The sequence below is a fragment of the Janthinobacterium sp. SUN118 genome (assembly GCF_030397695.1).
Lineage (GTDB): Bacteria > Pseudomonadota > Gammaproteobacteria > Burkholderiales > Burkholderiaceae_D > Janthinobacterium.
Genome location: NZ_JAPUBV010000001.1, coordinates 571,200 through 597,157, shown reverse-complemented (window position 1 = coordinate 597,157; position 25,958 = coordinate 571,200). Strand labels below are relative to the sequence as shown.

Genomic DNA, 25,958 nt, shown 5'->3' with positions numbered 1-25,958 from the left:
TTACTTCTCCAGCAAGCGGCAGACCCGTTCAATGTTGCCCACAGGAATACCCGATTTCAGGGCGCGCGCGATGCAGCCCGCCTTGTCCGGTCCGGAGGCGGAAATCAGCACGAAGGCCGTCACTACCACGCTGATGGCGACGAGCACGATCAAGACGCCTTTCACGATATCCCAGTTCATGGCGCCTCAGAAATGTCGTACGTGAAATCGTAATAATGCTTGCCGTCCGCGATGCGGATGGCCAGGCTGCCATGCAAGCCTTGCAACTGGCCCGTGCCCGTATCGGGCACCACCGTCACCGACAGGCTGGGCGTGCCGCGCGCCATGCTGCCGCTGTGCTGCAGGTAAAAGCTGCCCTGGCGGCCATCAAGCGTGCCCTCGACACGCTCCAGCGCCACATAGCCGGCCGAGCCGGCCACACCGGCGCGCGCGCTGAGCATCTCGCCCTGCGCGCGGGCATCGAGGGCGCCATGGTAGCGCTTGTCCAGCGACAAACGCCCCAGCCCCGACTGCGCCGCCGTGTCCGACAAGGTTTCCGGGGTGATCGTGACGTCGAATTCGCCTGTAATCTGCGGCATCATGGCTCCTTGGCTAGTGAGGATGTGGCTGCCGCGTCCGGCCCGTCCAGCAGCAGTTTCAATTTTTGCATGGTGGCCCAGTTGCGCGAGGTGACGCCGTCACCAAGCAAGACGCCCAGCGCCGCCACCACCTTGCTGGCCAGCACGCCATCGGGACACCAGGCATATGCGGCCCACTGGCCCAGCGCCAGCGCTTCCGGCTGCCACGACTGCTGCAGCAACGGCGCCAGGCGCTGGGCATCGGATGGCCTGTTCAGCACCAGCGCCAGCAGGCGGGCCGCATCGGCCGCCGGCGCCAGCGTGTTCTGTTCGATCAGCTCGGCAAACTGGCCGGCCGACAGCACCGTCACGCGCGCCGCCACGCCCAGCTTCAATACCAGCGCTTCCTCGATGCCGGCCGCCGCCTCTGCCGGCGCCACCCTGCCCGCCTCGAACACGACGTTACCGCTGTTGAGCACGGTGCGCACATTCGTGAAGCCCAGATCGCCCAGTAGCTTGCGCAAGTCGGCCATGGCCACGCGCTTGGCACGGCCGACATTGATGCCACGCAAGAACGCCACTTGCTGCCCGCTGTATACCTCTGTCATGTCGTTCTCCTTGCCTATGCCTGACCGGCAGCGGCGCTGGCGGCGCCTTCCGGCAACGGCGTCACGCGGGGCAGTCGCAACAGGAACGTGGCGCCCTGTCCCAGGGTGCTGCTGACCGTGATGGTGCCGCCAAATTGCTTGGCGATCAAGTTGAACACGATGTTCAGTCCCAGTCCCGTGCCGCCCTGCCCGCGCCGCGTGGTGACAAACGGGTCGAACACGCGGTCGAGCATGTCCGGCGCGATGCCGCGGCCATTGTCGCGCACCTGCATTTCAATCCAGTCGCGGTCGCAGCGCACGCCGATGCGGATGCTGCCATCCGTGTCCGCATCGAACGCATGCTCGACGCAGTTCAAGACCAGGTTGGTCAGCACCTGCGCCAGCGCGCCCGGATAACTGTCGAACATGATGTCTGGCGGACAATCGATGACGATATCGATGCGCGTCTTCTTCAGCGTCGGCTGCAGGCTGGAGATCACCTCGCCGATATAATCGCGCAATTCGAACAAACGGCGCGCCTCGCTGACCTGGTCGACGGCGATCTGCTTGAAACTGTGGATCAGGTGCGCGGCGCGGTAGGCATTGTTCATGATCAGGCGCGCGCTCTCGCCGGCCGTCTCCAGATAGCGCACGATATCGGTCTTTTTCACGCTGCCGCCGGCCACGGCCTCGCTGATGGCGTCGGTGGCTTCCTTCAGCACGGAGGCGCTGGTCAGCGCGATGCCGACCGGGGTATTGATTTCATGGGCCACGCCGGCCACCAGGCTGCCCAGCGACGCCAGCCGCTCCGACTGCAGCAGCGACTCCTGCGCGCGGCGCAGCTCGTCCATGGCCTGCGCCGTCTCCTGCTGCGAGCGGCGCGCCACGTCCTCGGCCTGGCGGCTGCCCTCGATGATGGACTTGAGCTTGCGCTGCACGGCATTGAAGCCGCGGATCACGTCGCCCAGTTCGTCGCGCCGGCTTTCCGGCAGCTCTTCGACTTCATCGCTGCCGCGCGTGGCCAGGTCGAACAAGCCGTCGCGCAACTGTTTCAGGGGGCCGAAGACGATGCGCAGGCTCAGCACCAGTGCACCGACGAGAATGATGTCAAGCAGCAACACTTCCACCACCTTGCGCCGCACTTCGCTGCGCAGCGCCGCGTCGATCTGCTCGCGGCTGAAATTGACGATGACCTTGCCCACGATGACGGGCTTGCCGCCGCTGGCCGCAGCCACGGCGTCGCGGAACACGAGCGGCGCCTCGACGGGCGTGCCGCCGATGGCGACGTCCGTTTCCAGCGGTACCAGGGTGCCCGAGGCGTCGCGCACTTCACCGGCGAACAGGCCTACGGAGGCATCGTAGACGCGGATGCCGACCAGTTCGGGCGGCAACATTTCCGCCGCCACGATGCTGTCGACCTTGGATTTGTCGAGATCCCACAGGGCCGATGGCAGGCTCGTCTGCAAGCGCGTGAGCACGCCGCTGCGCAGGCGCGCGCTGCCCGATTCCAGTTCCTTGCTCAGGGTATATTGGGTATAGCTGCCGGAAATGCCCAGCACCAGGGTGACGATCACGACGAAAAGCAGAGTCAGCCGGACTTGGATACTCACCATCAATCAACACTCCCCCGCGCCTGGCCGGTCGCTGGCCCGCGGCGCGGGCACAGATACGTCAGCAACACGTCAGCACAACTTGAAATGTACGGTATGACATGCTTATTGGCAAGATTTACAGCACCCTGCCGCCAGCAGGGGCATTGATCCAGGTTGAGACATTGCGACATGGCAATGGTAATATCCCGCAATCATCATAAGGAGTCGTCATGCCGGTCACGCATCAACACTTACCTTTGGAACAAGTTCGTCCTGGCATGATCCTGTCGGACGTCTTGCTCGATGCGCATGGACACGTGCTGTTGCCGCAAGGCGCCGTGCTGACGGAAAACATGCTGGCCCTGATGCCACGCCACGGCATCGACATGCTGCCGATCCAGGCGCCGCCGCCCTCGCCGGAAGCCATCGCCGCGCAGCAGGCCGCCGACCGCGAACGGCTCGCTTACCTGTTCCGCAAGCATGACCCCGACGATCCCGCCGAGGCGGCCACCACCTTGCTGCGCAGCTATGTCAGCAATTATCGCCTCGGCACGGGAGGTGCGGCATGAGCACCCAGCTGACGCTCGACGATATCGTCGCCCACCTCGATGACCTGCCGTCGCTGCCCGCCGTGGTCATGGAGCTGTTGAACAGCATCGACCAGGACGACGTGGATATTTCCGTGCTGGCCAAGAAAGTGTCGTACGACCAGGCCCTGACGGCGAAGACCTTGCGCCTGGCCAACTCCTCGCAATACGGCTTGCAGGTGAAGGCCACCACCATCCAGCAAGCGATTACCTATCTGGGCTTCCAGACTACGCGCAGCCTGATCACCTCGGCCGCCATCACGGGCTGCTTCCCCGAGGGCCGCTGTCCCGGCTTCGACGACAAGGCGTTCTGGCGCCACTCGGTGGCCACGGCCGGCTGCGCCAAGGTGCTGGCGCGGCAGATCCGCTTCAACCAGGATTACGCGTTTACGGCCGGCTTGCTGCACAACATCGGCCGCCTCGTGCTGGTCAGCAGTTTCCCCACGCAATACGCGCAAGTCATCGCCCACCAGGCGGCGCACGATTGCAGCCTGCTCGAAGCGGAGCAAGCCGTGCTCGGCGTCGACCATGTACAGGCGGGCGTGGCGCTGGCCGAACACTGGAATTTCTCCGACACCATGCGCCTGGCGATCGGCAACTACCTGCAGCCGGAAGCGCCGGGGGCAGGTTTCCTGGCCGCACTGATCCACGTGGCCAATGCCATCGTCTGCGCGCTCGACCTGGCGCAGGCGGGCGACGACATGGTGCCGCGCGTGTCGCCGGTGGCCTGGGATGCGCTGGGCCTGGGCGAGGAAACGTATCTGCAGCTGTTCCGCGAAACGGAATTGCGCTACGACGAAATCACCACGGCCTTGCTAAGCTGACGCCATCAAGCTGGCTCGGCAGACAAAGCCGCAAACGCAAACGGCCCTCGCCTGGAGGCGAAAGCCGTTATGGGTACTGCAACACATCCATCCTGCCCGGTCCACGCCAGCCTGTTGCCGCCAGCAGCTACGCAAGCGGAACAGTCAGCGCGCGACCGCCACATCAGTGCGCGTAATTCGATTCTTGCGCATCGCCGCGGTCTTCCGCTTTTGGACGGCCCTGGGCGTCGGACAAACGGTACTTGGTGCGGCGGTCGCCCATCAAGTCACGCAGGTCGCGGATGCTCATGCCCGTCACTTCGTGCATGCGGATCAGCAGCGACGCGCCGACCGGCAAGCGGTGGTGGCGGATCTTGCTGATGACCGGTGGCGCCACTTCGAGCAGGCGCGACAGGGCTGCGTCGTTTTTCAGCTGCATCTTGCTCAGCAGAATATCGAGCAGGTGGTTAGGGTTGTACGTCTCTTGCGATGCTAATGCATGATGTGCCATGATTTTTCCTCGTCTAGTGAATGTTGAAAATAATGCCGATACGAACTTAAGGCTGGCTTAGAGTGTTTAAAAGTATTTCAAAACCGTCAGCCCCTCCCCTCCTATCGCACTGCCTGCACAGGACTCGCACAGCCACGTCCAGCCAACGTGCGCAGCTTGCCGCGTGAGTAAATAGCACTGCAATCCGATGAAATGAATTGCATATAAGGCAATATACTAGCCCAAACAGGCAGCATCCGCGCCTCGCGCAACCTTCTTGATTGTTAAAGATCAATCAAGGTGCTGGTTGGCTTAACAACGATGCCTTTTCAACACATTAGGATGCCTGCGGGCGCACACAAGGCCTTGCAGCAACTTGTTACAAATCAATGGTGACGCAGGGCAATAAATGCTTTGCAGCATCGCCATCATCGTCAACGTTTCCATCTCGAAATCTTGTCGGCAAGGTAAGCACGACATGGCCCGTCCCGGCGATTTACGCTAAACTATGGACTGAACTTGCAGCGAGCCTGCCACCGGGCAGCCAGAGACGCCCGGCCGGTCATCCACCGCGCCCCGCCCTGAGCGCTCCCCTGCCCGACAGCATCCTGCCCAGCCATCTTATTTGCCGCCACATTTACCGATAAGCGCCAGACTCCATGCAGAAAAAAGTATTCATCAAAACCTTCGGCTGCCAGATGAACGAGTACGACTCGGACAAGATGGCCGATGTGCTGGGCGCCTCCGATGGCCTGGTGCGCACCGAGCACCCGGAAGACGCCGACGTCATCCTGCTCAATACCTGCTCCGTGCGCGAAAAGGCGCAGGAAAAAGTGTTTTCCGACCTGGGCCGCCTGCGCGAGCTGAAGCTGGCCAAGCCGCACCTGTTGATCGGCGTGGGCGGCTGCGTGGCCTCGCAGGAAGGCGACGCCATCGTCAAGCGCGCGCCGTATGTCGACATGGTGTTCGGCCCGCAGACGCTGCACCGCCTGCCGCAGATGATCGAGCTGCGCCGCGCCAGCGGCGCCTCGCAAGTCGACATCAGCTTCCCCGAAATCGAAAAGTTCGACCACATGCCGCCGGCCAAGGTGGAGGGCGCCTCGGCCTTCGTCTCCATCATGGAAGGTTGCAGCAAGTACTGCAGCTATTGCGTGGTGCCCTACACGCGCGGCGAGGAAGTGTCGCGCCGCTTCGAGGACGTGCTGACGGAAGTGGCCGGGCTGGCCGCCCAGGGCGTCAAGGAAATCACCCTGCTGGGACAGAACGTGAATGCCTACCGCGGCGCGATGGAAGGCGGCGACATCGCCGACTTCGCCCTGCTGCTCGAATACGTGGCCGACATTCCCGGCATCGAACGCATGCGCTTCGTCACCAGCCATCCGAAGGAATTCACGCAGCGCCTGATCGACGCCTACGCGAAGATCCCGCAGCTGGTCGACCACCTGTACCTGCCTGCGCAGCACGGCTCCGACAAGGTGCTGGGCGCCATGAAGCGCGGCTACACGGGCCTCGAATACAAGTCCATCATCCGCCGCATCCGCGCCGTGCGCCCGAACATGGCCATTTCCTCGGATTTCATCGTCGGTTTCCCCGGTGAAACCCAGGCCGACTTCGACGCCATGATGAAACTGATCGCCGACGTCGGCTTCGACAACAGTTACAGCTTCATCTTCAGCAAGCGCCCCGGCACGCCGGCCGCCAACCTGGAAGACGACACGCCGCACGACGTAAAACTTGCCCGCTTACAACAACTGCAGGCAGCCATCGACGCCAACACGCGTAAGTACAGCCTGGCCATGGTCGGCACGGTGCAAACCATCCTCGTCGAAGGCCGCTCGAAGAAGGACACGATTGATCGCGAACTGCAAGGCCGCACGGAAAACAACCGCGTGGTCAATTTCGACGCCGGCCCCGACGGTTTGCAACTGATCGGCCAGCTGGTCGACGTGCGCATCACCGAAAGCCATTCCTACACCCTGCGCGGCGAACTCGTCGCCGGCGCCCAAGCATTGAAAAGAGCCAGTTGAAAACCAAAGCCCCGATACAGCCGCATTATTTCATCCCCGAACCGCTCGACAACACGCGCCTGGCGCACCTGTGCGGACCGCTCGATGAAAACCTGCGCCAGATTTCCGCCGCCCTCGACGTGACGATCTTCCGCCGCGGCGAGAAATTCATCGTCGGCGGCAGCAATGCCGCGCGCGCCGTGGAAATCCTCGAACAGTTCTACGCCATCGCCAACAAGGTCGTGCCGCTGGAAGAAGTTCAGCTGGCCCTGGTGGAGCAGCGCGCGGGCCTGTCCGCCGCCTCGGAACACCATGCCAACGCGCCCGTCAGCACCTTCGTCGAGCCGGACATCGCCAGCCCCGTGCTGAAGACGCGGCGCAGCGACCTGCGCGGGCGCACGCCGCACCAGATCGCCTACCTGCGCGACATCCTCGAACACGACATCAGCTTCGGCGTGGGCCCGGCCGGCACGGGCAAGACCTACCTGGCCGTCGCCTGCGCCGTCGACGCGCTCGAACGCGACGCCGTCAAGCGCATCATCCTGACGCGCCCCGCCGTCGAAGCGGGCGAGCGCCTGGGCTTCCTGCCGGGCGACCTGGCGCAAAAGGTCGATCCCTACCTGCGTCCCCTGTACGATGCGCTGTATGATTTGCTGGGCTTTGACCGCACGCAAAAACTGTTTGAAAAACAGGTGATCGAGATCGCCCCGCTGGCCTACATGCGCGGGCGCACCCTGAACCACGCCTTCGTCATCCTCGACGAGGCGCAGAACACCACCGTCGAACAGATGAAGATGTTCCTGACACGCATCGGCTTTGGCAGCAAGGCCGTGGTGACGGGCGACGTCACGCAGGTCGACCTGCACAAGAGCCAGACGAGCGGCCTGATCGACGCCGTGCACGTGCTGAAAGACGTGCGCGGCATCGGCTTCACGCAATTTAACAGCACCGACGTGGTGCGCCATCCGCTCGTCGCCCGCATCGTCGACGCCTATGAAACGGCGCAGGCAGCCAGTGCCGACGCCGCCCAGTTGCTCCCCCTATTGAAACCAGCCAGCGCCAAAAATGTCCGAAAAAAATAAACTGTCCCTGTCCGTGCAATACCCGGACGCCCGCCTGGAAACCCTGATCACGCGCCCGAAAGTGCGCCGCTGGGTCAAGGCGGCCCTGTTCGCCCCGGCCGAATTCACCATCCGCTTCGTCGACGCCGAGGAAGGCCGTACCCTGAACCGCGACTACCGCGAAAAGGACTACGCCACCAACGTGCTGACCTTTGCCTACAACGAAGGCGAAGAGCTGGGCGACGACGAGCCGACGCGCGCCGACATCATCCTGTGCACGGACGTGCTGGAAAAAGAAGCGCAGGAGCAAAAGAAGAGCGTGGAAGAACACACGGCCCACCTGATCGTGCATGGCGTGCTGCATGCGCAAGGCTACGACCACATGGATGACGAGGAAGCAAGCGAGATGGAAGGGCTGGAAACGGAAATCCTGGCCAAGCTCGGCATTACCGACCCGTACAAGGAGTAAGCGCATGGGAACCTGGGCCACTGACGCCTTCGGCAACGACTACGCCATGGATTGGGCGCAGGACTTGCACGAATATAAAACCCTGGAACTGGTCGAGACGACGCTCGACAACGTCATCGACAGCCCGCAAGCCGAACTCGAGGCGCCGTTCGCCGCCGAGGCGCTGGCCGCGCTGGAAGTGATCGCCCGCCTGCGGGGAAAACCGGGCGAGGATGACCCGGCCACCGCGGAAGTGGACGAATGGGTAGCGGCCTGCAAGAAAAAAGTCACGCCGCCGCTGCTGGACAAGGCGCGCCTGGCCTTCGAGCGCATCACGGCCGATGCGTCGGAACTGCGCCAGCTGTGGCAGGACAGCGAGCATTACGCCGACTGGCAGGCGGACGTGGCGGACTTGCGCGCCCGCGTGCTGGGCCCGGAGGCTTGAAACGTCGCGCTACGGCGCATTATGCGTATTAAATTTACATCAAAAGCGGGGAAATCCGGTAGCGCCCCACTTTTGGTGTATCCTATATCCCTTCGCAACAACGGCTCACGCCTCCTATGCCCGAGCACCCTAGTGGCGTCAGAACTGACGTCAAGCCCCACCGGTCACTGTTTGAACGCCTGACCGCACTCATTTCCCCCGAGCCAGAGAACCGTGCAGAATTGCTCGATGTTCTACACGATGCGCATGAACGCAAGCTGATCGACGCCGACGCCCTGTCGATGATCGAAGGCGTGTTCCAGGTATCGGATCTCTGTGCGCGCGACATCATGATTCCCCGCTCGCAAATGGATGTCATCGACATCAGCAAGCCGATCGAGGAATGGATGCCCGAAGTCCTGTCCACCGCCCACTCGCGCTTCCCCGCGATCGAAGGCGAGCGCGACAAGGTTATCGGCATCCTGCTGGCGAAAGACTTGCTGCGTTATTACGCGGAAGAAACTTTCGACGTCCGCGACATGCTGCGCCCCGCCATCTTCATCCCCGAATCGAAACGCCTGAATGTGCTGCTGCGCGATTTCCGCGCCAACCACAATCACATGGCCATCGTCGTCGATGAATACAGCGGCGTCGCCGGCCTGATCACCATCGAAGACGTGCTGGAACAGATCGTCGGCGACATCGAGGACGAATACGACTTCGACGAAGCCGAGGACAATATCCTGTCGCTCAAGGAAGGCCAGTTCGGCCCCCGCTGGCGCGTCAAGGCGCTGACGGAAATCGAACAATTCAACGAGGAAGTGGGCAGCCACCTGGTGGACGACGACGTCGACACCATCGGCGGCCTGGTCTCGAAGTACCTGGGCCGCATGGCGCACAAGGGCGATATCTTCGACCTGGGCAACCTGCGCTTCGAGGTGCTGCGCGCCGATGCGCGCCAGGTGCACGTGCTGCTCGTCGAGCGCCTGCCCAACGTGCCGGAACTGGAACTCTGACATGCGCGTGCTGTAAATGCGTTTCAGACGCGCCGACCCCAACGCCCCCGCCAAACCGCCCCGCAGCACGTGGGCGCGCATGCTGACTGCCGCCATCGCCGGCGCCGTCGCCGTGCTGGCGTTCGCCCCTTTCGGCTACTGGCCGCTGCAAATCCTCAGCCTGGGCGTGCTGTTCTACCAGGTGCTGCGCGCCGCGAGCGTGAAAAGCGGTGCGCTGATCGGCTGGGCCTATGGCTTCGGCTGGTGCGCGGCCGGCACGCACTGGCTGTATATCTCCATGCACCGCTATGGCGACATGGCCGCGCCGATCGCCGTCATCGCCGTGGCCCTGCTCGCGCTGCTGATGGCCATCTACGTGGCGCTGGCCATGGGCGCGGCCGCCTGGCTGCGCCGCCGCTGGGTGCTGTCGCTGCCGGCAATGACGCTGTTGATCTTGCCATCCCTGTGGACCCTGTTCGAATGGACGCGCGGCTGGCTGTTTACGGGCTTCCCGTGGCTGGCTACGGGCTACGCCCACAATACCGGCCCGCTGAGCGGCTTTGCCCCCATCGTCGGCGCGTATGGCTTGGGCTGGCTGGCCGCCCTGTCCGCCGGCGCCCTGCTCTTGCTGACGCACCGCACGCGCTGGAACGCGCTGGGCGGCCTGGTGGCGCTGTACGCGGCCGGTATCGGCCTGCAATACGTGAACTGGACCCACCCGGTGGGACGTCCGATCACGGTGCGCCTGTTGCAGGGCAATGTGCCGCAGCAGCAGAAATTCGACCCCGGCTTCGTGCTCGGCGCCCTGCAGATGTACCAGAACGCCATCACCAGCGCCCCGGCCGACCTGATCGCCACGCCGGAGACGGCCGTCACGGTGCTGCCGCACCAGCTGCCGGCCGGCTATCTCGACAACCTGGCCACGTACGCGCAGCAGACGGGCAGCACGATCCTGGTCGGCATGCCCGTGCTCGACGAGCAGCAGCGCTTCTACAATGCGGCGCTGGGGATCACGCCCAACAGCACGCCGGGCCCGTACTACCAGTACCGCAAGCACCACCTGGTGCCGTTCGGCGAATTCGTGCCGCCTGGCCTGCACTGGTTTGTCGCCATGATGGCCATCCCGCTGGGCGACATGGGCCGCGGCGCCGAAGTGCAAGCGCCTTTGCCCGTGCGCGACCAGCTGGTGCTGCCGAATATCTGCTATGAAGACCTGTTTGGCGAGGAAATCGCCGGCCAGCTGGCCAGCGCCCACCGCAGCGGCAAGCAATCGGCGTCGGTGCTGCTGAATATCTCGAACCTGGCGTGGTTCGGCGACTCGATCGCCATCCCGCAGCATCTGCAGATTTCGCAGATGCGCAGCCTGGAAACGGGCCGCCCGATGCTGCGCTCGACGAACACGGGCGCCACGGCCGTCATCGACGGCAAGGGCGTGGTGCAAAGCCTGCTGCCGCCGGAACAGCAAGCCACGCTGGCGGCCAAGGTGCAGGGCATGGGCGGCATGACGCCATACATCCTGTACGGTAACAAACTGGTGCTGGCCCTGGCCGCGCTGGCCCTGCTGACGGCCTTCCTGCTGTCGCGCGCCGCCCGCCGTGGCGCCGCCAGGCAGGAATAAGCGGCCGATATTGCCCGAAGAGTCACAGTGGGCCCGTAAAAACCGCTAAAATTAGCAAAACCCCGGCCCGGACGCGCTTTCCAAACAGGCGCCCGGGCTTCAAGCAAACCCCTTACAGCGCGCAGCCTGTCCGCGCGGCGAACTCATACGATGCTCACATTTCAACAAATTATCCTGACCTTGCAAACCTATTGGGACAAGCAAGGTTGCGCCCTGCTCCAGCCCTACGACATGGAAGTCGGCGCCGGCACCTTCCACACCGGCACCTTCCTGCGCGCGATCGGCCCGGAACCCTGGCGCGCCGCGTATGTGCAGCCGTCGCGCCGGCCGAAAGATGGCCGCTATGGCGAAAACCCGAACCGCATGCAGCACTACTACCAGTACCAGGTGGTCCTGAAGCCGGCGCCGGAAAACATCCTCGACCTGTATCTGGGCTCGCTGGCCGCGCTGGGCCTGGACTTGAAGCAGAATGACGTGCGCTTCGTCGAAGACGACTGGGAAAGCCCGACCCTGGGCGCCTGGGGCCTGGGCTGGGAAGTCTGGCTGAACGGCATGGAAGTGACCCAGTTTACCTACTTCCAGCAAGTGGGCGGCCTCGATTGCAAGCCCGTGCTGGGCGAGATCACCTACGGCATCGAACGCCTGGCCATGTACCTGCAAGGCGTGGAAAACGTGTACGACCTGGTGTGGACCGAGTGGGAAGAAAACGGCACGACCAAGAAACTGACCTACGGCGACGTCTTCCACCAGAACGAAGTGGAGCAATCGACCTACAACTTCGAACACGCGAATACGGACTTGCTGTTCGAACAATTCGGCAACTACGAAGCGGAAGCCAAGCGCCTGATCGAGCTGCAGCTGACCCTGCCCGCCTACGAAAAGATCATGAAGGCGTCGCACAGCTTCAACATGCTCGATGCGCGCGGCGCCATTTCGGTGACGGAACGCGCCGCCTACATCGGCCGCGTGCGCACCCTGTCGCGCCTGGTGGCGCAAGCGTATTACGACTCGCGCGAGCGCCTCGGTTTCCCGATGCTGCCCGCCGCAGACCAATCCGCCGCCTAATTCGAGCCTCCACACCGCCGTACCAGACAAGAACACCATGAACCAAACACTGCTCATCGAACTGCTGACCGAAGAACTGCCGCCGAAAGCGCTGGCCAAACTGGGCGCCGCCTTTGCCGCCGGCATCGTCAACGGACTGAAATCGCGCGACTTCCTGGAAGCCGACAGCGTCGCCACCAGCTACGCCTCGCCGCGCCGCCTGGCCGTCTCCATCACCAATGTACGCGAAGTCTCGCCCGACAAATCGATCCGCGAAAAGGTCTTGCCCGTCTCCGTGGCGCTGGACGCGAACGGCAACGGCACGCCGCCGCTGGCCAAGAAACTGGCCGCACTGGGCTTCCCCGAACTGACGCTGGCCGAGCTGGAACGCGCCGTCGACGGCAAGGCCGAAAGCTTCTTCTACACGTACACGGCGCCAGGCAGCCAGCTCGCCACCGGCGCGCAGGCGGCATTGACGGAAGCGGCCGCCAAGCTGCCGATTCCAAAACTGATGAGCTACCAGCGCCCGGACGGCACCACCGTGCAATTCGTGCGCCCGGCCCACAGCCTGATCGCCCTGCACGGCATCAACGTGCTGCCCCTGACCCTGCTGGGCCTCGCCGCCGGCCGCACGACGCTGGGCCACCGCTTCCTCACCGATGGCGCGCCGATCACCATCGCGCACGCGGAAAACTATGCGGCCTCGCTGATCCTCAACGCCAGCGTCATCGCCAGCAACGAGGAACGCAAGGAGCGCATCCGCGCCCAGTTGCTGGACAAGGCTGGCGCCGACCAGGTGCTGATGCCCGAGGCGCTGCTCGACGAAGTGACGGCCCTGGTCGAATGGCCAGTCGTGTATGAATGCCACTTCGAGGAAGAATTCCTGGCCGTGCCGCAGGAATGCCTGATCCTCACCATGCAGACGAACCAGAAGTACTTCGCCCTGACCGACAGCGACGGCAAGCTGCGCTCGCGCTTCCTGATCGTCTCGAACATCGCAACGGACACGCCCGAGCACATCATCGGCGGCAACGAGCGCGTGGTGCGACCGCGCCTGTCGGACGCCAAGTTCTTCTTCGAGCAGGACAAGAAGAAGACGCTGGCAGCGCGCCTGCCGCTGCTGGCCAATGTCGTCTATCACAACAAGCTGGGCACGCAGGCGACCCGCACGGAGCGCGTCAAGTCGCTGGCCGGCGCCATCGCCGCCAAATTGCACTACGACGTGGCCCTGGCCGAACGCGGCGCCCTGCTGGCCAAGGCCGACCTGCTGACCGACATGGTGGGCGAATTCCCCGAGCTGCAAGGCATCATGGGCACGTATTACGCGCGCCATGACGCCGAAGCCGAGGAAGTGGCGCTGGCCGCCTCCGAGCACTACCAGCCGCGCTTTGCCGGCGACAGCCTGCCGACCACCGCCACTGGCACCGCCGTGGCGCTGGCCGACAAGCTCGAAACCCTGGTCGGCATCTGGTCCATCGGCCTGGCGCCGACGGGCGACAAGGACCCGTTCGCGCTGCGCCGCCATGCCCTCGGCGTGCTGCGCATGCTGCTGGAAAAGCGCCTGCCCCTGTCGATCCAGGGCTTGCTGGCCGACGCGGCCGCGCAATTTGCCGCCATCCCCGGCTTCAAGGATCCGGTGGCGGATGTCACCACCTTCATGCTCGACCGCCTGCGCGGCATCCTGCGCGAGCGCGGCTTCTCGCCGAATGAAATCGAAGCCGTCGTGGCGCAGAATCCCGACCGCCTGGACGACATCGTGCAGCGCCTGGAGGCAGTGCAGGCCTTTGCCGCCCTGCCGGAAAGCGCCTCGCTGGCCGCCGCCAACAAGCGCATCACGAATATCCTGAAAAAGAACGAGGAAGCCGTAAGCCAGGTGGCTGCCGGCGGCGTCAACGTGGCGCTGCTGCAGGACGAGGCGGAGAAAAAACTCGCCGCCGCCGTCTCGCGCGTGCAGCCGGAAATCGACGCGGCGTTTGCCAAGGGCGATTTTGCGGGCACCCTGCAAACGCTGGCGCAGCTGCGCGACGACGTCGACGGCTTCTTCAACGACGTCATGGTGATGGCCGAGGATGTCGCCCTGCGCAACAACCGCCTGGCATTGCTGTCGTCGCTGCACGGCATGATGAACCGCGTGGCCGACATTTCCAAGCTGGCGGCATAATGGGCATTCCGGCGCTGAAACTGATTATTCTCGACCGCGACGGCGTCATTAATCATGACTCGCCGGACTTCATCAAGTCGCCGGCCGAATGGCTGCCGATTCCCGGCTCGCTCGAAGCGATCGCCCGCCTGAACCAGGCAGGCTATCGCGTGGTGATCGCCTCGAACCAGTCGGGCATCGCGCGCGAGTACTTCGACATGACGGTCTTGAACGCGATCCACCAGAAGATGCACACGCTGGCGCAGCAGGTGGGCGCCGATATCGATGCCATCTTCTTTTGCCCGCATGCGGGTGCGGACAATTGCGACTGCCGCAAGCCCAAGCCAGGCATGTTCCATGAAATTTCGCAGCGCTACAACACCAGCCTGAAAGGCGTGCCGACCGTTGGCGATTCGCTGCGCGACCTGCAGGCCGGTTTCATCAGCGGCTGCACGCCCTACCTGGTATTGACGGGCAAGGGCGAAAAAACCAACGAGACGGGCGGCCTGCCACCCGGCACCCAGGTCTTCCCCGACCTGGCGGCCGTGGTCGGCCACCTGCTCAAGGCGCCAGCCGTACCGGCGCCCACCGTAGCATTCAGTATCTAATCTTCGGAGAACCGCATTGCGTAATATTTCCCTGTTCCTGCGCTCCCTGCTGTTCATGATCATCATGATCGTGGCCACCATCGTCTGGGCCTGCGTGTGCTTTTTTGCCGCGCCATTGAGCTACAACAAGCGCTATTGGGTCACCTCGCGCTGGAATGTGTTTATCCTGTGGTGTGCCAAGGTCATTTGCGGCATCCGCTACGAAGTCAAGGGCGCCGAGAACTTCCCCGACGCGCCGGCCATCGTGCTGTCGAAGCACCAGTCGGCCTGGGAAACCATCTTCCTGCTGCCCAGCCTGCCCCGTCCGCTGGTATATGTGTTCAAGAAGGAGATCCTGTACATCCCGTTCTTCGGCTGGGCCATGGCGCTGCTGCGCATGATCCCGATCGACCGCAAACAGGGCAAGCATGCGTTCAAGAGCGTGGTCGCGCATGGCAAGCGCCGCCTGGCGGACGGCCAATGGATTATCATGTTCCCCGAAGGCACCCGCATCCCGGTGGGCCAGACGGGCAAGTACAAGAGCGGCGGCACGCGCCTGGCCATTGCCACGGGCGCCGTGGTGGTGCCGATTGCGCATAATTCAGGCGAATGCTGGCCCAAGCAGTCATTCCTCAAACGCCCGGGATTGATCACCGTCTCGATAGGCAAACCGATTTCGCCGGAAGGGCACACCCCGGACAGCATGATGCAACAGGTGGAAAATTGGATAGAATCAGAAATGCGCGTCATTTCGCCTCACGCCTACAACGCTGGCTAGACGGCATCAGCGCGGTCATCCAGGAGCCGACCCTGCGCCAGCAGATGAAGACCATCAAGGTCGGCGACCAGCAACTGGATCTGTTCGCGCACGACGTCTCGACCAGCACGCCCCCGGCGGTGCGCCCCACGGCACCGCCAGCGCCGCCCGTGGTGGCGCCGGTCCACCTTGCGCCGCCGCCCGTGGCGCCCGTCTCGCCCATCGCTGTTCCTGTTCCCGCTCCCCCTGCCCTGCCTTCCCCGCCACGCACCGCCGACGGCCCGCCGTTGCGCCAGCTGCAGCTGGGCAGCCACCTGGTCGAATTTGCCCTGCGCCGCTCCACGCGCCGTTCCATCGGCTTCATGATCGACGATAACGGCTTGCGCGTCACGGCGCCCAAGCGCGTCACCCTGGCCGAAATCGACAGCGCCATCCGCGCCAAGCAGGGCTGGATCGTCTCGAAGCTGCTGGAACGGGGCGAGCGCAAGGTGCAGCGCCAGCAGCGGGCCCCGATGGAATGGATCGATGGCGCCACGCTGCCCTATCTCGGTGGCGAAATCACCCTGCGATTGCACCAGGCGCCGCGCCACCGCGCCAGCTTCCAGCGCGAGACGAACGAGCTGCACGTATGGGTCACACCCGCAGGCAGCGAACAGCAATTGAAGGAAAAAGTGAAAGCCTGGTTCCAGCACGAGGCGCGCCAGCTGTTCGAGGCGCGGCTGGACCTGTATGCGGACAAGCTGGGCGTGCGCTACGACTCGCTGTCGCTGTCCTCGGCCGGTACGCGCTGGGGCAGCTGCACCATCGAGCGCAAGATCCGCCTGAACTGGCGCCTGATCCATTTCGCCCTGCCGCTGGTCGACTACGTGGTCGCGCACGAATTGTCGCACCTGCTGGAAATGAACCACAGCCCCCGCTTCTGGGCCACCGTGGAATCGATCTATCCCGATTACGACGGCGCCAAGCAGGCGCTGAGGAAGCGCTCGCAGGAGCTGCCAGTCCTGTTCGCGTAAACAACATTGTTGGCATCGCCTGTCGGATTACGCGCAAGCGCTAATCCGACCTACCTCGATCACGGCAGTAGTCGCCTGTCGGATTACGTGCAGGCCCTAATCCAACCTACCTCGATCACGGCAGTAGGTCGGATTAGGCCGCAGGCCGTAATCCGACAACATTGTTGGCCGTGCATCCATCACGGCAACAGGGGCTTGATGGCCGCTATCGTGCGCGGCGTGGCGCCGCGGTGCTGCGCCGCGAACGCCAGCGCTTTAGCTCCCATCGCCGCCAGGCGCGCCGGATCCCGCAGCAGTGCCGACGCTTGCGTCATCAAGGCATCGGCATCGGCCACCAGCGCGGCGCCGCCGGCGGCAATCGCCTGCTCCGTCACCAGCGCAAAATTGAAGGTATGCGGCCCGATCAGCACGGGCTTGCCCAGCGCCGCCGGCTCGATCAGGTTTTGCCCGCCCAGCGGCAGCAGGCTGCCGCCGACAAACGCGCAGTCGCAAGCCGCGTAATAGGCAAACATCTCGCCCATGGTATCGCCCAGCAGCACCTGCGTGCCCGCCGCCACGACGCCATCCCCGGTCAGGCTGGAGCGGCGCTGCACGGCCAGGCCGTGCGCCAGCACCATTTTTTCCACCTCGTCGAAGCGCTGCGGGTGGCGCGGCACGATCAGCAGCAGCGCGCCGGCAGGCAGGCTGGCGCGCAGCCAGGCGTCGAGGATCAATGGCTCCTCCCCTTCGCGCGTGCTGGCGCACAGCAGCACGGGGCGGGCGCCGATGGCGCCGCGCAGCCACGCTCCGGTCGCCAGCGCGGCATCGGGTACGACGACGTCAAACTTGATGCTGCCCGTGACCACCACGTCCGGCACGCCCAGCTGGCGCACGCGCTGCGCGTCGTCCTGCGTCTGCGCCGCCACCAGCGTGATGCCGCGCGCGGCGTCGCCTATCAGCTTGCCCAGGCGCTGCGCCTTGCCCAGCGAACGCTGCGACAGGCGCGCATTGGCCAGCACCACCGGCACGCCGTGGCGATTGCATTGGTGGATCAGGTTCGGCCACACTTCCGTCTCCATCAGGATGCAGATGCGCGGCGCAAAGTGACGGATGAAACTGGCCGGCATGGTGCCCGTATCGTAGGGCAGGTAGCTTTGCACGAGGCGTGCGCCGTGCTTGGCGAACAGCGACTTACCCGTGGCGCGCCCCGTCGGCGTCATGTGCGTGAGGACGATGCGGCAAGCGGGCCATTCAGCCAGCAGCGCATCGATCAGCGGCTCGGCCGCGCGCGTCTCGCCGACGGAGACGGCGTGCAGCCAGATCGTAGGAGGAACAGGGGCAGGCCGGCGGCCATAGAAGCCGAGGCGTTCGCCCCAGTGCTGGCGATAGCCGGGCTCCTGGCGGCCGCGCAGCCACAGCCGCGCCAGCACCAGTGGCAAGGCCAGCCACCAGGCAAGGGTATAAAGAAGTCGCATGATGATTTGAACGTTGAAGTCAGGCGGGAGGATAGTCGGCCAGCAGGCGCTGTGCCGCGGCCAGCACTTCCGGCACGCCGGGCGGCGTACCTTTATCGCCCAGGTTGATGATTTTCGGCGACCAGTTGCCTTCCGTTTTCCACAGCGGCGAATCGGCATAGATTTCCACCGTTGGCCGCAAAAAGGCGGCGGCGATATGCGTCAGGCCCGTATCGACGCCGATTACCAGCGCGGCGCGGCGCGCCAGCATGGTGGCGTCGCTCATCGACAGTTTCGGCAGCACGCGCGCATTCGGCAGGCTCGCCGCCAGCAATTCGGCCTCAAGCTTCTCCTTGGGCGAACCCCAGGGCAGCAAAATCGGCATGGGCGAGAGCGCGTGGCCAAGGGCGATCCAGTTTTCCGGCGCCCATTTCTTGGCGTCGCGCGCCGTACCATGGAAATACACGGCATACGGCGCCTCACCCATCCAGTCCGGGCGCGGCTCGCTGCCTGATACTTCCGGCAAGCCGAAATCGGCCGGCGTGTCGACCGTGTAGCCCAGGGCGGCAGCGGCCACCAGCCGGCCACGCGCTACCGCATGCGTGCGCGGGTCGAGGGGTATGCTTTTCGTGTGAAACAGGCGCGAGATGCCTTCGTAGCCCGAGCCTTCGCTGCCGTTGGCCAGGCCGACTTTCTGGCCGCCCGGCGCCAGGCGCGCGGCGCCCATGATGATGCCTGTCTTGAGCAAGCCCTGGGTATCGAACACATAATCGTAGCGCGTCTGGCGCAGGCTGCGGAAAAAGGCGGCAATTTCCGCGCGCGTCTCTTTCTTGCCCAGGCTCTTGCGCCAGCGCCGCAGCGCGAATGGGAAGATGGTGCCGACACGCGAATTCAGGCGCACCAGGCTCGTGTAGCCCTCCTCGACCACCCAGTCGATGGTGGCGTCCGGATAATGACGGGCGATGTCATGCACCATCGGCAGGTTGTGCAGCACGTCGCCCAACGAGGAAACGCGCACCAGCAGGATTTTCAGGGGCGCCTGTGCGCCGGATTGAGCGGTCATGGCGTCAGAACGGCAGGACAGCGTCAGGCTTGGCAGCGAGGATCACGCGCTTGAACTGATCCTGTATGCGCGCCAGGGCTGCCGGCGTTTCCGCCTCGAAGCGCATGACGATCACCGGCGTGGTGTTCGACGAGCGGGCCAGGCCGAAACCGTCGGCGTACTCCACGCGCAAGCCATCGATGGTGATGATCCGTTCATTGCCGGGAAAGACGGCGTCGCGGCGCAGCACGTCCATCAGCGCGACGTTCTCGCCCTCCTCCAGTTCCAGCTGCAATTCAGGCGTGCTGTCAGACTGCGGCAGGCTATTCAGCAAAGCGGAAGGATCGGCCTCGCGCGTGAGGATTTCCAGCAGGCGCGCAGCCGCATACAGGCCGTCGTCGAAGCCATACCAGCGGTCCTTGAAGAAGATATGGCCGCTCATTTCGCCGCCCAGCGGCGCCCCCGTCGCGCGCAGCTCGGCTTTCACCAGCGAGTGGCCCGTCTTGCACATCAACGGCACGCCGCCATGCTTGCTGATCCACGGCGCCAGGTGGCGCGTGCATTTCACGTCATACAGGATTTGCGCGCCCGGATGGCGACTCAGCACGTCGGCCGCAAACAGCATCATCTGGCGGTCAGGGTAGATGATCTGGCCATCCTTGGTGACCACGCCCAGGCGGTCGCCGTCGCCGTCGAAGGCGATGCCGATTTCGGCATCCGTCCCGGCCAGGCAGCGGATCAGGTCCTGCAGGTTTTCCGGATGCGCCGGATCGGGGTGGTGATTGGGGAAATTGCCATCGACGTCGCAGAACAACTCGATGACATCGCAGCCCAGGCCGCGGAACAGATCGCCCGCGAACGCGCCAGCGACGCCATTGCCGCAATCGACGGCGATCTTGATCGGGCGCGCCAGCTTCACGTCGCCGAGGATGCGCTCCAGGTAGGCGGCGCGGATGTCGTGCGTGGCGTAGCTGCCCACACGGGCAATGTCAGTGGTGCCGCCGTCCTGCGCCACGATGCGGTGGTACAGTGCCTGGATCGCCTCGCCGTGTATCGCTTCGCCATCCAGCACCATCTTGAAACCGTTGTAGTCGCGCGGATTGTGGCTGCCCGTGACCATGATGCCGGAGCGCGTATCGAGCACATTGGTACCGAAGTACACCATCGGCGTGGCCACCACGCCCAGGTCGATCACGTCGACGCCTGCGGCCTGCAGGCCCTGCGCCAGTGCCACCGTCAATTCGGGGCCGGACAGCCGGCCATCGCGGCCGATCACTACCCGCTTTTCTCCCTTTTCCAGGGCCGCCGCGCCAAACGCCTGTCCAATCTTGTGGGCTACGCCGGCATCGAGGGTTTGAGCGATGATGCCGCGAATATCGTAGGCTTTGAAGATCGTTCTTGACAGTGGAAGCATGGTTTGGTCGGTATGAAGTTGGGCCCAAGGTATGGTGCATGGCAGGCATACGCTTGCAACTGCGCCAAAAGTATACCGGATTATACGCGCAGCAGATCGATGGACTTGCCCGATTCCACCCACTGCCTGACCCACAACGGCTGGCGGCCACGGCCTGTCCACTGCTCGGCCGCATTGTCCGGATGGCGATAGCGCACCGCGACCTTGCCCGTGCGCGGATGCAGGCCGTCGAGTATCAATTGCTTCAGTGGAATGCCTGCCTGCTGCGCAATCGCCATGATCTGTTCGCGCGCCTTGTTCAAATCGTCACGTTCGCGGCCCTGCAATTCCTGCTTGACGCCATCGTCCAGTTTACGCAATTCCAGCATCGTCATCGTTGACAGATCCATCACTTACATCCTTTACGTTAATCTGAGTAATAATAAAATCCCATGAAATATACTACATTGTAAAAATATCTGCGTGCCGCCTGAATAATCACCAGCCATAGCTTTGCATTCGGAATTTTATTTACATGGCCAACATTAAGATTAAATGAAGAATATGACGGCAGGGCGAAATGGATAATCAATAAACATGGCGGGATTCGTTTTTCTCAAAACAGCGCGCATCGCTTTCTTATAAGAAAGGCGGCGTGCAAGCCAGCCAATCCGCAGCATGCCGGCGCATATTATTCAGCAGCGATCTATTTGCCATGCTGGCAGCACGGCATGCATAACGTAATCGCCCGCGGCAGCATTTTATTCTCGGTATCACGCGCGGTGTTCCGATAGCGGCCGCGGCAGAATAAAACGGAAATGGCCAGCCGCGATAATCGGCGATGCTGCCGCCCTTCCCGGCATGGCGGGCGCGCCATCCGGCCTGTCGCCGTCAAGGCAGCCGGTTTCAGGCATCATGCATGTAATAATGAGATCGTCCAGCCATCCACCATCCCCAGCACACATGAAAACCTATTTTATCGGCGATCTGCAAGGCTGCCATGCACAGACTGTCGAATTGATCGAACAGATCCAGGCGGCAGCCGATGGCCCTTACCGCCTCCTGTTCGCGGGCGACCTGATCAACCGCGGCCCCGCCTCGCTGGCCACCTTGCGCCATGTCCATGCGCTGGCGCGGCAAGGCCTGGCCGACAGCGTGCTGGGCAACCATGACCTGCACCTGCTGGCCGTGGCCAACGGCATCCGTCCACAGCACGCGTCCGACACGCTGGCCGAAATCCTCGATGCACCCGACCGCGAGGAATTGATCGCCTGGCTGCGTTGCCGCCCCCTGGCGCTGGCGCATGACGGCCATCTGCTCGTGCATGCGGGCTTGCTGCCGCAATGGAGCGCGCAGCAGGCGCTGGCCTTGAGCGGCGAAGTGTCGGCCATGCTGCGCAGCGATGACTGGGCCGGTTTCCTGCGCACGATGTACGGCAACGAGCCGGCCGCCTGGCGCGACGACTTGCAGGGTGCCGACCGCCTGCGCTGCATCGTCAATGCCATGACGCGGCTGCGTTTTTGCACGCCGGACGGCGTGATGGATTTCAAGATGAAGGAAAGCGGCAGTGCGCCGCCCGGTTCAGGCCTGCTGCCGTGGTTCGACGTGCCGGGCCGGCGCAGCGCCGGCGACACGGTGGTCTTCGGCCACTGGTCGGCGCTGGGACTGCAATTGCGGCCCCACCTGATCGGCCTCGATAGCGGCTGCGTCTGGGGTGGAAAACTCTCCGCCGTGTGCCTGGAAGACCGTTCGCTGCTGCAGGTGGCCTGTCCCGCGTTTCAGCAACACAGTGGCAAGCAGTAAATCAGCGGCCGCATATGCTTAGTCAAAATGTGTCGTTGGTACCGCGTCGCGTCCATCGTATGATGGTATTTTTGCCCCTCCACGCAGATGAATCCTGATACCGACAGGCTGGCACGCTGGCTGCTTGGCAGCCTGGAGCTCGACACCGCCGTGCTGCACGTGGGCCAGTATTGCGGCCGCTGGCGCGCCTCCACGGCCGGCCGGGAGCTGGGCAGCTTCCACCTGGTCCTCGATGGCCACTGCTACCTGCATTTCGATGGTGCCGCGCCGATTGCCCTCGGCCCGCGCGACGGCGTCTTCCTGTTGCGCGACCTGCCGCACTTCCTCAGTCCCCACAGCGATCCGCTGCAGGCCGTCAGCGCGCAGGCGATGCTGCCGCTGCAGGCGCCCACCAACGGCCTGGCAACCTCGCTCGCCTGCGGCTTCTTCCAGTTCCGCGGCGTGGCGTCAAAACTGATCGTCGACTCGTTCCCGCCCTACCTGCTGATACGCGGCGACGCCCCCGCCTTCAGCGCCGCCGCCTCGCTGTTCGACCTGATCCTCGGCGAAGCGGGCGGCGATCCTGAACAGCCGTCGCCGCTGATCGCCCGCCTGGTCGAACTGCTGTTCTTTTACCTGATACGCCATGTGGCGCAGGGCGAGCACGTGGCGGCCGGCCTGCTGTCGCTGTTGTACCGGCCCGAATTCTCGCCGCTGCTCGAACGCATGCTCGACGCGCCCGCCGACGACTGGTCGATCGAGAACATGGCCAAGGCGGCCTGCATGTCGCGCGCCAGCTTCTGCAAGCATTTCGCCAGCGCCAGCGGCCACTCGCCAGCCCAGTTTTTGCTCATGCTGCGCATGAAGATCGCCGCGCGCCGGCTGCACGATGGCGCATCCGTCGAGCGCGCGGCCGAACTGGTGGGCTACCGTTCGCACGCCGCGTTTACGCGCGCCTTCAAGCGGGTCACGGGCGAACAGCCAGGCGCGTACCGGCGCGACCAGCGCTTGCGCCAGCTGGCCAGCTGAGATCAAGGATCAGGAAATCGCAGACGAACGAGCACAAAAGGGCGACGCTCACGTCTGTTGCACGCACGATATGGCCGATATAATGCCTGGGTGACTTACTAACTTAGCAAGGTACCCCATGTCCCGTCTGACGCTGCACACCCTCGACACCGCCCCGGCCGACAGCCGCCCCTTCGTGGAAAAGGCCATCGCCAACAATGGCTTCCTGCCCAACCTGATCGGCGTGCTGGCGAATGCCCCGCTGGCACTGGAAACCTATCTGACCGTCTCCGGCATCAATGCGCGCGCCAGCCTGAGCCTGATGGAGCGCGAAGTGGTGCAGATCACGGCCGCGCGCATCCACGGCTGCGACTTCTGCATCGCCGGCCATAGCGCCATCTCGCTGAAAAAAGCCGGCCAGACACCCGATCTCGTGCGCGCCCTGCAGCATGGCAAGCCAACGGGCGACGCGCAACTGGACGCCGTCGCCGCCTTCGCCACGGCCGTCATCGCCACGCGCGGCGCCGTCGCCGACAGCGAGTATCAAGCCTTCCTGGCGGCCGGCTACAACGAACAGCAGGCGCTGGAAGTGGTGCTGGGCATCAGCCTGGCCACCCTGTGCAATTTCTCCAACAGCCTGGCCGGCACGCCCGTCAATCCGCAGTTGACGCCCTACCTGCCCGGCGCCGTCTGAGATGGCGAACCTCACTCACTGGCTGCACATGCATGCCGACCAGCTCGACCAATCGTCGCAGCTGGCTGAAACCGTCCTGCCGGCGCTGGCCGGCGACAAGCTGCTGGCCATCGGCGTGCCGCAGGAACATGGCGGCGCGGGCGGCGACGTGCGCGATGCCATCGACGCCATCGCCAAGGTGGCCGAGCAATCGGTGACGGCGGCCTTTGTCTTCTGGGGCCAGCGCTGCTTCATCGAATTCCTGCTGCAAAGCGGGAACCGCGCGCTGGCCGAGCGGCGCTTGCCGGCCCTGCTGGCAGGCACGCAGGCGGGCGCCAGCGGCCTGTCGAACGCCATGAAATTCTTGTCCGGCATCGAACAGCTGCAAATCACGGGCGCGCGTCACCAGGATGGCTTGCTGATCGATGGCGGCCTGGCCTGGGTGACGAACTTGCGCAAGGCGGGCTTTGTCGCCGCCGCCGCCGTGGCGCCGAATGATGGCGCGCCCCCCGTCATCGTCGCGTTCGACAGCAGCGAGCCGGGCGTGCAGCGCAGCGATGACCTGGACCTGATCGCCCTGCGCGGCAGCAATACGGCGTCCGTCAAGCTGGCGCAGGTGCACATACCCGCCGCTGACATCATCAGCGACAACGCGCCGGCCTGGCTGCCGCAGGTGCGCCCATCGTTCCTCGGCATGCAGTGCGGCCTGTCGATCGGACTGGCGCGCGCCAGCCTGGCGCAGGCGGCGCAAATTTCCGCCGGCTCGCGCAACCAGCTCACGCCGCGCATCGAGGCGCTGCAAACGACGCTGGCGACGGCCGTCGACACCCTGCTGGCCGGCGTGCACGATGGCCGTTTCAAGACGCAGGCACCGGCCATGTTCCGCCTGCGCATACAGCTGGCAGAACTGCTGCAACAGGCGCTGATGCTGGAACTGCAGGCGATGGGCGGGCGCGCCTACCTGAACGCCGAACAGCAGGGCTTTGCCCGCCGCTGGCGCGAATCCTCGTTCATCCCCATCGTCACTCCCAGCCTGACGCAATTGCAGGCGGCCTTGCAGCTGTTCGACAGCCAGCAGGCCGCGAAGGCGGCGGGAGCACAGGCATGACGGCAGCAGCGGAACCGCAGGACTGGGCGCTGCAGGCGCAGGACCTGAGCTTTGCCTATCCTGGCGCCGCGCCCGTGTTCCGGCACGTCGCGCTGGGCGTGCGCAAGCGTGAAATCGTTTGCCTGCTCGGTGGCAGCGGCTGCGGCAAATCGAGCCTGTTGCGCGTGCTGGCCGGCCTGCAGCCGCCATCGACGGGCGAGATCCAGTTCCTCGGCGCGCCCATGCGCGAGCCGGACCCGCGCAGCGCCCTCGTCTTCCAGCAAGCGAGCCTCTTGCCCTGGCTGAACGTCACGGGCAACGCCGGCTTCGGCCTGGACTTCAAGCACCAGCCGCAGCTGACGCGCGAGGCGCACCAGGCGCGCGTGGCGCAAGCCATCGACGCGGTGGGCTTGAAGGGCCGCGAAAAACTGTACCCTTCCGCGCTGTCGGGCGGCATGGCGCAGCGCGTGGCGCTGGCGCGCGCGCTGGCGCGCGAACCGGAATTGCTGTTTGCCGACGAACCGTTTTCCGCGCTCGACGCCATCACGCGCGCCGAGATGCAATCGCTGCTGGTCGACGTCGTGCACCGCTGGCATACGGCCGTGCTGCTCGTCACCCACGATATCGACGAAGCGATCCTCGTGGCCGACCGCATCCTGCTGATGGGTGGCAAGCCAGGCAACATCGTGCGCGAATGGCCCGTCGCCATCGACCAGCCGCGCATAGGCCACAGCGCCGACGTCATCGCCCTCAAGATGGATATCCTCGACGCCCTGCAAACCCTGCAACGACAGGACCAGCAGCCAGCCTTCGCCCCCCTATAACCAATCG

At 64.3% G+C, this 25,958-nt stretch carries 27 protein-coding genes; 18 read left to right on the top strand and 9 right to left on the bottom strand.

Annotated features, from left to right (window positions below; all coding sequences use genetic code 11):
* The 4 genes from O0880_RS02735 to O0880_RS02720 are packed head-to-tail and all read right to left on the bottom strand — an operon-like array spanning nt 1 to nt 2,757.
* A complete protein-coding gene (locus tag O0880_RS02735; protein WP_071322077.1) occupies nt 1-180 on the bottom strand; it encodes a hypothetical protein in 180 nt (59 codons plus the stop codon).
* The gene (locus O0880_RS02730) at nt 177-581 is read right to left on the bottom strand and encodes a DUF3224 domain-containing protein (protein ID WP_289884899.1); all 405 of its coding nucleotides are present in this window, start codon (nt 579-581) and stop codon (nt 177-179) included. Before O0880_RS02730 ends, O0880_RS02735 begins: the two co-directional genes overlap by 4 nt.
* The gene (locus O0880_RS02725; RefSeq protein WP_289884898.1) at nt 578-1,165 is read right to left on the bottom strand and encodes a DUF1697 domain-containing protein; all 588 of its coding nucleotides are present in this window, start codon (nt 1,163-1,165) and stop codon (nt 578-580) included. Before O0880_RS02725 ends, O0880_RS02730 begins: the two co-directional genes overlap by 4 nt.
* A 14-nt stretch (nt 1,166-1,179) precedes the next feature.
* Nucleotides 1,180-2,757, bottom strand: coding sequence for a HAMP domain-containing sensor histidine kinase (locus O0880_RS02720; protein ID WP_071322074.1), 1,578 nt, complete (start codon nt 2,755-2,757; stop codon nt 1,180-1,182).
* A 209-nt stretch (nt 2,758-2,966) separates the two neighbouring features.
* Between O0880_RS02720 and O0880_RS02715 the strand changes: the two genes are divergently transcribed.
* The gene (locus O0880_RS02715) at nt 2,967-3,305 is read left to right on the top strand and encodes a hypothetical protein (RefSeq protein WP_071322073.1); all 339 of its coding nucleotides are present in this window, start codon (nt 2,967-2,969) and stop codon (nt 3,303-3,305) included.
* Nucleotides 3,302-4,147: an HDOD domain-containing protein gene (locus tag O0880_RS02710; protein WP_071322072.1), complete on the top strand. Its 846-nt coding sequence runs from the start codon at nt 3,302-3,304 to the stop codon at nt 4,145-4,147. The genes O0880_RS02715 and O0880_RS02710 overlap by 4 nt, the downstream gene beginning before the upstream one ends.
* 163 nt (nt 4,148-4,310) lie before the next feature.
* Here the strand turns inward: O0880_RS02710 and O0880_RS02705 are convergent, their stop codons facing one another.
* Nucleotides 4,311-4,637 carry a hypothetical protein gene (locus O0880_RS02705; RefSeq protein ID WP_071322071.1) on the bottom strand — a complete coding sequence of 109 codons (327 nt, stop codon included), beginning with the start codon at nt 4,635-4,637 and terminating at the stop codon, nt 4,311-4,313.
* Between the two features lie 638 nt (nt 4,638-5,275).
* On the opposite strand from O0880_RS02705, the gene miaB reads away from it, so the two are divergent.
* From miaB to O0880_RS02650, 11 genes are all read left to right on the top strand, one after another.
* Nucleotides 5,276-6,643, top strand: coding sequence for a tRNA (N6-isopentenyl adenosine(37)-C2)-methylthiotransferase MiaB (gene miaB / locus O0880_RS02700; RefSeq protein ID WP_071322070.1), 1,368 nt, complete (start codon nt 5,276-5,278; stop codon nt 6,641-6,643).
* Nucleotides 6,640-7,704: a PhoH family protein gene (locus tag O0880_RS02695; protein WP_071322069.1), complete on the top strand. Its 1,065-nt coding sequence runs from the start codon at nt 6,640-6,642 to the stop codon at nt 7,702-7,704. Before miaB ends, O0880_RS02695 begins: the two co-directional genes overlap by 4 nt.
* Nucleotides 7,688-8,152: an rRNA maturation RNase YbeY gene (gene ybeY, locus O0880_RS02690; RefSeq protein ID WP_289884895.1), complete on the top strand. Its 465-nt coding sequence runs from the start codon at nt 7,688-7,690 to the stop codon at nt 8,150-8,152. The genes O0880_RS02695 and ybeY overlap by 17 nt, the downstream gene beginning before the upstream one ends.
* 4 nt (nt 8,153-8,156) lie before the next feature.
* A complete protein-coding gene (locus O0880_RS02685; RefSeq protein WP_289884894.1) occupies nt 8,157-8,576 on the top strand; it encodes a DUF4259 domain-containing protein in 420 nt (139 codons plus the stop codon).
* 116 nt (nt 8,577-8,692) lie between these two features.
* Nucleotides 8,693-9,571 (top strand): transporter associated domain-containing protein, encoded by an 879-nt coding sequence (locus O0880_RS02680; RefSeq protein ID WP_071075558.1) that lies wholly within the window; start codon nt 8,693-8,695, stop codon nt 9,569-9,571.
* Nucleotides 9,572-9,587: 16 nt separating this feature from the next.
* Nucleotides 9,588-11,168, top strand: coding sequence for an apolipoprotein N-acyltransferase (gene lnt / locus O0880_RS02675; RefSeq protein ID WP_071322066.1), 1,581 nt, complete (start codon nt 9,588-9,590; stop codon nt 11,166-11,168).
* 150 nt (nt 11,169-11,318) lie between these two features.
* Nucleotides 11,319-12,233, top strand: coding sequence for a glycine--tRNA ligase subunit alpha (gene glyQ, locus O0880_RS02670; RefSeq protein ID WP_071322065.1), 915 nt, complete (start codon nt 11,319-11,321; stop codon nt 12,231-12,233).
* A 37-nt stretch (nt 12,234-12,270) separates the two neighbouring features.
* Nucleotides 12,271-14,373 carry a glycine--tRNA ligase subunit beta gene (gene glyS, locus O0880_RS02665; protein WP_289884893.1) on the top strand — a complete coding sequence of 701 codons (2,103 nt, stop codon included), beginning with the start codon at nt 12,271-12,273 and terminating at the stop codon, nt 14,371-14,373.
* Complete coding sequence (gene gmhB / locus O0880_RS02660; RefSeq protein WP_289884892.1) at nt 14,373-14,960, top strand: D-glycero-beta-D-manno-heptose 1,7-bisphosphate 7-phosphatase; 588 nt, start codon at nt 14,373-14,375, stop codon at nt 14,958-14,960. The genes glyS and gmhB overlap by 1 nt, the downstream gene beginning before the upstream one ends.
* Nucleotides 14,961-14,976: 16 nt before the next feature.
* Entirely contained in the window at nt 14,977-15,717 is a 741-nt protein-coding gene (locus O0880_RS02655; RefSeq protein WP_071322062.1) for a lysophospholipid acyltransferase family protein, read from the top strand.
* A gap of 44 nt (nt 15,718-15,761) precedes the next feature.
* Nucleotides 15,762-16,709: a SprT family zinc-dependent metalloprotease gene (locus tag O0880_RS02650; protein ID WP_289887277.1), complete on the top strand. Its 948-nt coding sequence runs from the start codon at nt 15,762-15,764 to the stop codon at nt 16,707-16,709.
* A 179-nt stretch (nt 16,710-16,888) separates the two neighbouring features.
* Here the strand turns inward: O0880_RS02650 and waaA are convergent, their stop codons facing one another.
* From waaA to O0880_RS02630, 4 genes are all read right to left on the bottom strand, one after another.
* On the bottom strand, nt 16,889-18,163 hold the full coding sequence (gene waaA / locus O0880_RS02645) for a lipid IV(A) 3-deoxy-D-manno-octulosonic acid transferase (RefSeq protein WP_289884891.1): 1,275 nt from the start codon (nt 18,161-18,163) through the stop codon (nt 16,889-16,891).
* Nucleotides 18,164-18,182: 19 nt separating this feature from the next.
* Entirely contained in the window at nt 18,183-19,205 is a 1,023-nt protein-coding gene (gene waaC, locus O0880_RS02640) for a lipopolysaccharide heptosyltransferase I (protein WP_289884890.1), read from the bottom strand.
* Nucleotides 19,206-19,209: 4 nt separating this feature from the next.
* Nucleotides 19,210-20,598 carry a phosphomannomutase/phosphoglucomutase gene (locus O0880_RS02635; RefSeq protein WP_289884889.1) on the bottom strand — a complete coding sequence of 463 codons (1,389 nt, stop codon included), beginning with the start codon at nt 20,596-20,598 and terminating at the stop codon, nt 19,210-19,212.
* A gap of 80 nt (nt 20,599-20,678) precedes the next feature.
* Nucleotides 20,679-20,987, bottom strand: a complete 309-nt coding sequence (locus tag O0880_RS02630) for an H-NS histone family protein (protein WP_071322057.1) — start codon at nt 20,985-20,987, stop codon at nt 20,679-20,681.
* 553 nt (nt 20,988-21,540) lie between these two features.
* On the opposite strand from O0880_RS02630, the gene O0880_RS02625 reads away from it, so the two are divergent.
* The 5 genes from O0880_RS02625 to O0880_RS02605 all read left to right on the top strand — a co-directional run bounded on the left by O0880_RS02625 (nt 21,541) and on the right by O0880_RS02605 (nt 25,951).
* Entirely contained in the window at nt 21,541-22,380 is an 840-nt protein-coding gene (locus O0880_RS02625; RefSeq protein ID WP_071322056.1) for a symmetrical bis(5'-nucleosyl)-tetraphosphatase, read from the top strand.
* A gap of 87 nt (nt 22,381-22,467) precedes the next feature.
* Entirely contained in the window at nt 22,468-23,388 is a 921-nt protein-coding gene (locus tag O0880_RS02620; protein ID WP_071322055.1) for an AraC family transcriptional regulator, read from the top strand.
* Between the two features lie 118 nt (nt 23,389-23,506).
* A complete protein-coding gene (locus O0880_RS02615; RefSeq protein WP_289884888.1) occupies nt 23,507-24,061 on the top strand; it encodes a carboxymuconolactone decarboxylase family protein in 555 nt (184 codons plus the stop codon).
* Between the two features lies 1 nt (nt 24,062).
* Entirely contained in the window at nt 24,063-25,148 is a 1,086-nt protein-coding gene (locus O0880_RS02610) for an acyl-CoA dehydrogenase family protein (protein WP_289884885.1), read from the top strand.
* On the top strand, nt 25,145-25,951 hold the full coding sequence (locus O0880_RS02605; RefSeq protein WP_289884883.1) for an ABC transporter ATP-binding protein: 807 nt from the start codon (nt 25,145-25,147) through the stop codon (nt 25,949-25,951). The genes O0880_RS02610 and O0880_RS02605 overlap by 4 nt, the downstream gene beginning before the upstream one ends.
* The last annotated feature ends 7 nt before the right edge of the window (nt 25,952-25,958 follow it).

Coding starts and splice junctions, on each gene's coding strand:
- O0880_RS02735 (WP_071322077.1), bottom strand. CDS start 180: ATGAACTGGGATATCGTGAAAGGCGTCTTGATCGTGCTCGTCGCCATC.
- O0880_RS02730 (WP_289884899.1), bottom strand. CDS start 581: ATGATGCCGCAGATTACAGGCGAATTCGACGTCACGATCACCCCGGAA.
- O0880_RS02725 (WP_289884898.1), bottom strand. CDS start 1,165: ATGACAGAGGTATACAGCGGGCAGCAAGTGGCGTTCTTGCGTGGCATC.
- O0880_RS02720 (WP_071322074.1), bottom strand. CDS start 2,757: ATGGTGAGTATCCAAGTCCGGCTGACTCTGCTTTTCGTCGTGATCGTC.
- O0880_RS02715 (WP_071322073.1), top strand. CDS start 2,967: ATGCCGGTCACGCATCAACACTTACCTTTGGAACAAGTTCGTCCTGGC.
- O0880_RS02710 (WP_071322072.1), top strand. CDS start 3,302: ATGAGCACCCAGCTGACGCTCGACGATATCGTCGCCCACCTCGATGAC.
- O0880_RS02705 (WP_071322071.1), bottom strand. CDS start 4,637: ATGGCACATCATGCATTAGCATCGCAAGAGACGTACAACCCTAACCAC.
- miaB (WP_071322070.1), top strand. CDS start 5,276: ATGCAGAAAAAAGTATTCATCAAAACCTTCGGCTGCCAGATGAACGAG.
- ybeY (WP_289884895.1), top strand. CDS start 7,688: ATGTCCGAAAAAAATAAACTGTCCCTGTCCGTGCAATACCCGGACGCC.
- O0880_RS02685 (WP_289884894.1), top strand. CDS start 8,157: ATGGGAACCTGGGCCACTGACGCCTTCGGCAACGACTACGCCATGGAT.
- O0880_RS02680 (WP_071075558.1), top strand. CDS start 8,693: ATGCCCGAGCACCCTAGTGGCGTCAGAACTGACGTCAAGCCCCACCGG.
- lnt (WP_071322066.1), top strand. CDS start 9,588: ATGCGTTTCAGACGCGCCGACCCCAACGCCCCCGCCAAACCGCCCCGC.
- glyQ (WP_071322065.1), top strand. CDS start 11,319: ATGCTCACATTTCAACAAATTATCCTGACCTTGCAAACCTATTGGGAC.
- glyS (WP_289884893.1), top strand. CDS start 12,271: ATGAACCAAACACTGCTCATCGAACTGCTGACCGAAGAACTGCCGCCG.
- gmhB (WP_289884892.1), top strand. CDS start 14,373: ATGGGCATTCCGGCGCTGAAACTGATTATTCTCGACCGCGACGGCGTC.
- O0880_RS02650 (WP_289887277.1), top strand. CDS start 15,762: ATGAAGACCATCAAGGTCGGCGACCAGCAACTGGATCTGTTCGCGCAC.
- waaA (WP_289884891.1), bottom strand. CDS start 18,163: ATGCGACTTCTTTATACCCTTGCCTGGTGGCTGGCCTTGCCACTGGTG.
- waaC (WP_289884890.1), bottom strand. CDS start 19,205: ATGACCGCTCAATCCGGCGCACAGGCGCCCCTGAAAATCCTGCTGGTG.
- O0880_RS02635 (WP_289884889.1), bottom strand. CDS start 20,598: ATGCTTCCACTGTCAAGAACGATCTTCAAAGCCTACGATATTCGCGGC.
- O0880_RS02630 (WP_071322057.1), bottom strand. CDS start 20,987: ATGGATCTGTCAACGATGACGATGCTGGAATTGCGTAAACTGGACGAT.
- O0880_RS02625 (WP_071322056.1), top strand. CDS start 21,541: ATGAAAACCTATTTTATCGGCGATCTGCAAGGCTGCCATGCACAGACT.
- O0880_RS02620 (WP_071322055.1), top strand. CDS start 22,468: ATGAATCCTGATACCGACAGGCTGGCACGCTGGCTGCTTGGCAGCCTG.
- O0880_RS02615 (WP_289884888.1), top strand. CDS start 23,507: ATGTCCCGTCTGACGCTGCACACCCTCGACACCGCCCCGGCCGACAGC.
- O0880_RS02610 (WP_289884885.1), top strand. CDS start 24,063: ATGGCGAACCTCACTCACTGGCTGCACATGCATGCCGACCAGCTCGAC.
- O0880_RS02605 (WP_289884883.1), top strand. CDS start 25,145: ATGACGGCAGCAGCGGAACCGCAGGACTGGGCGCTGCAGGCGCAGGAC.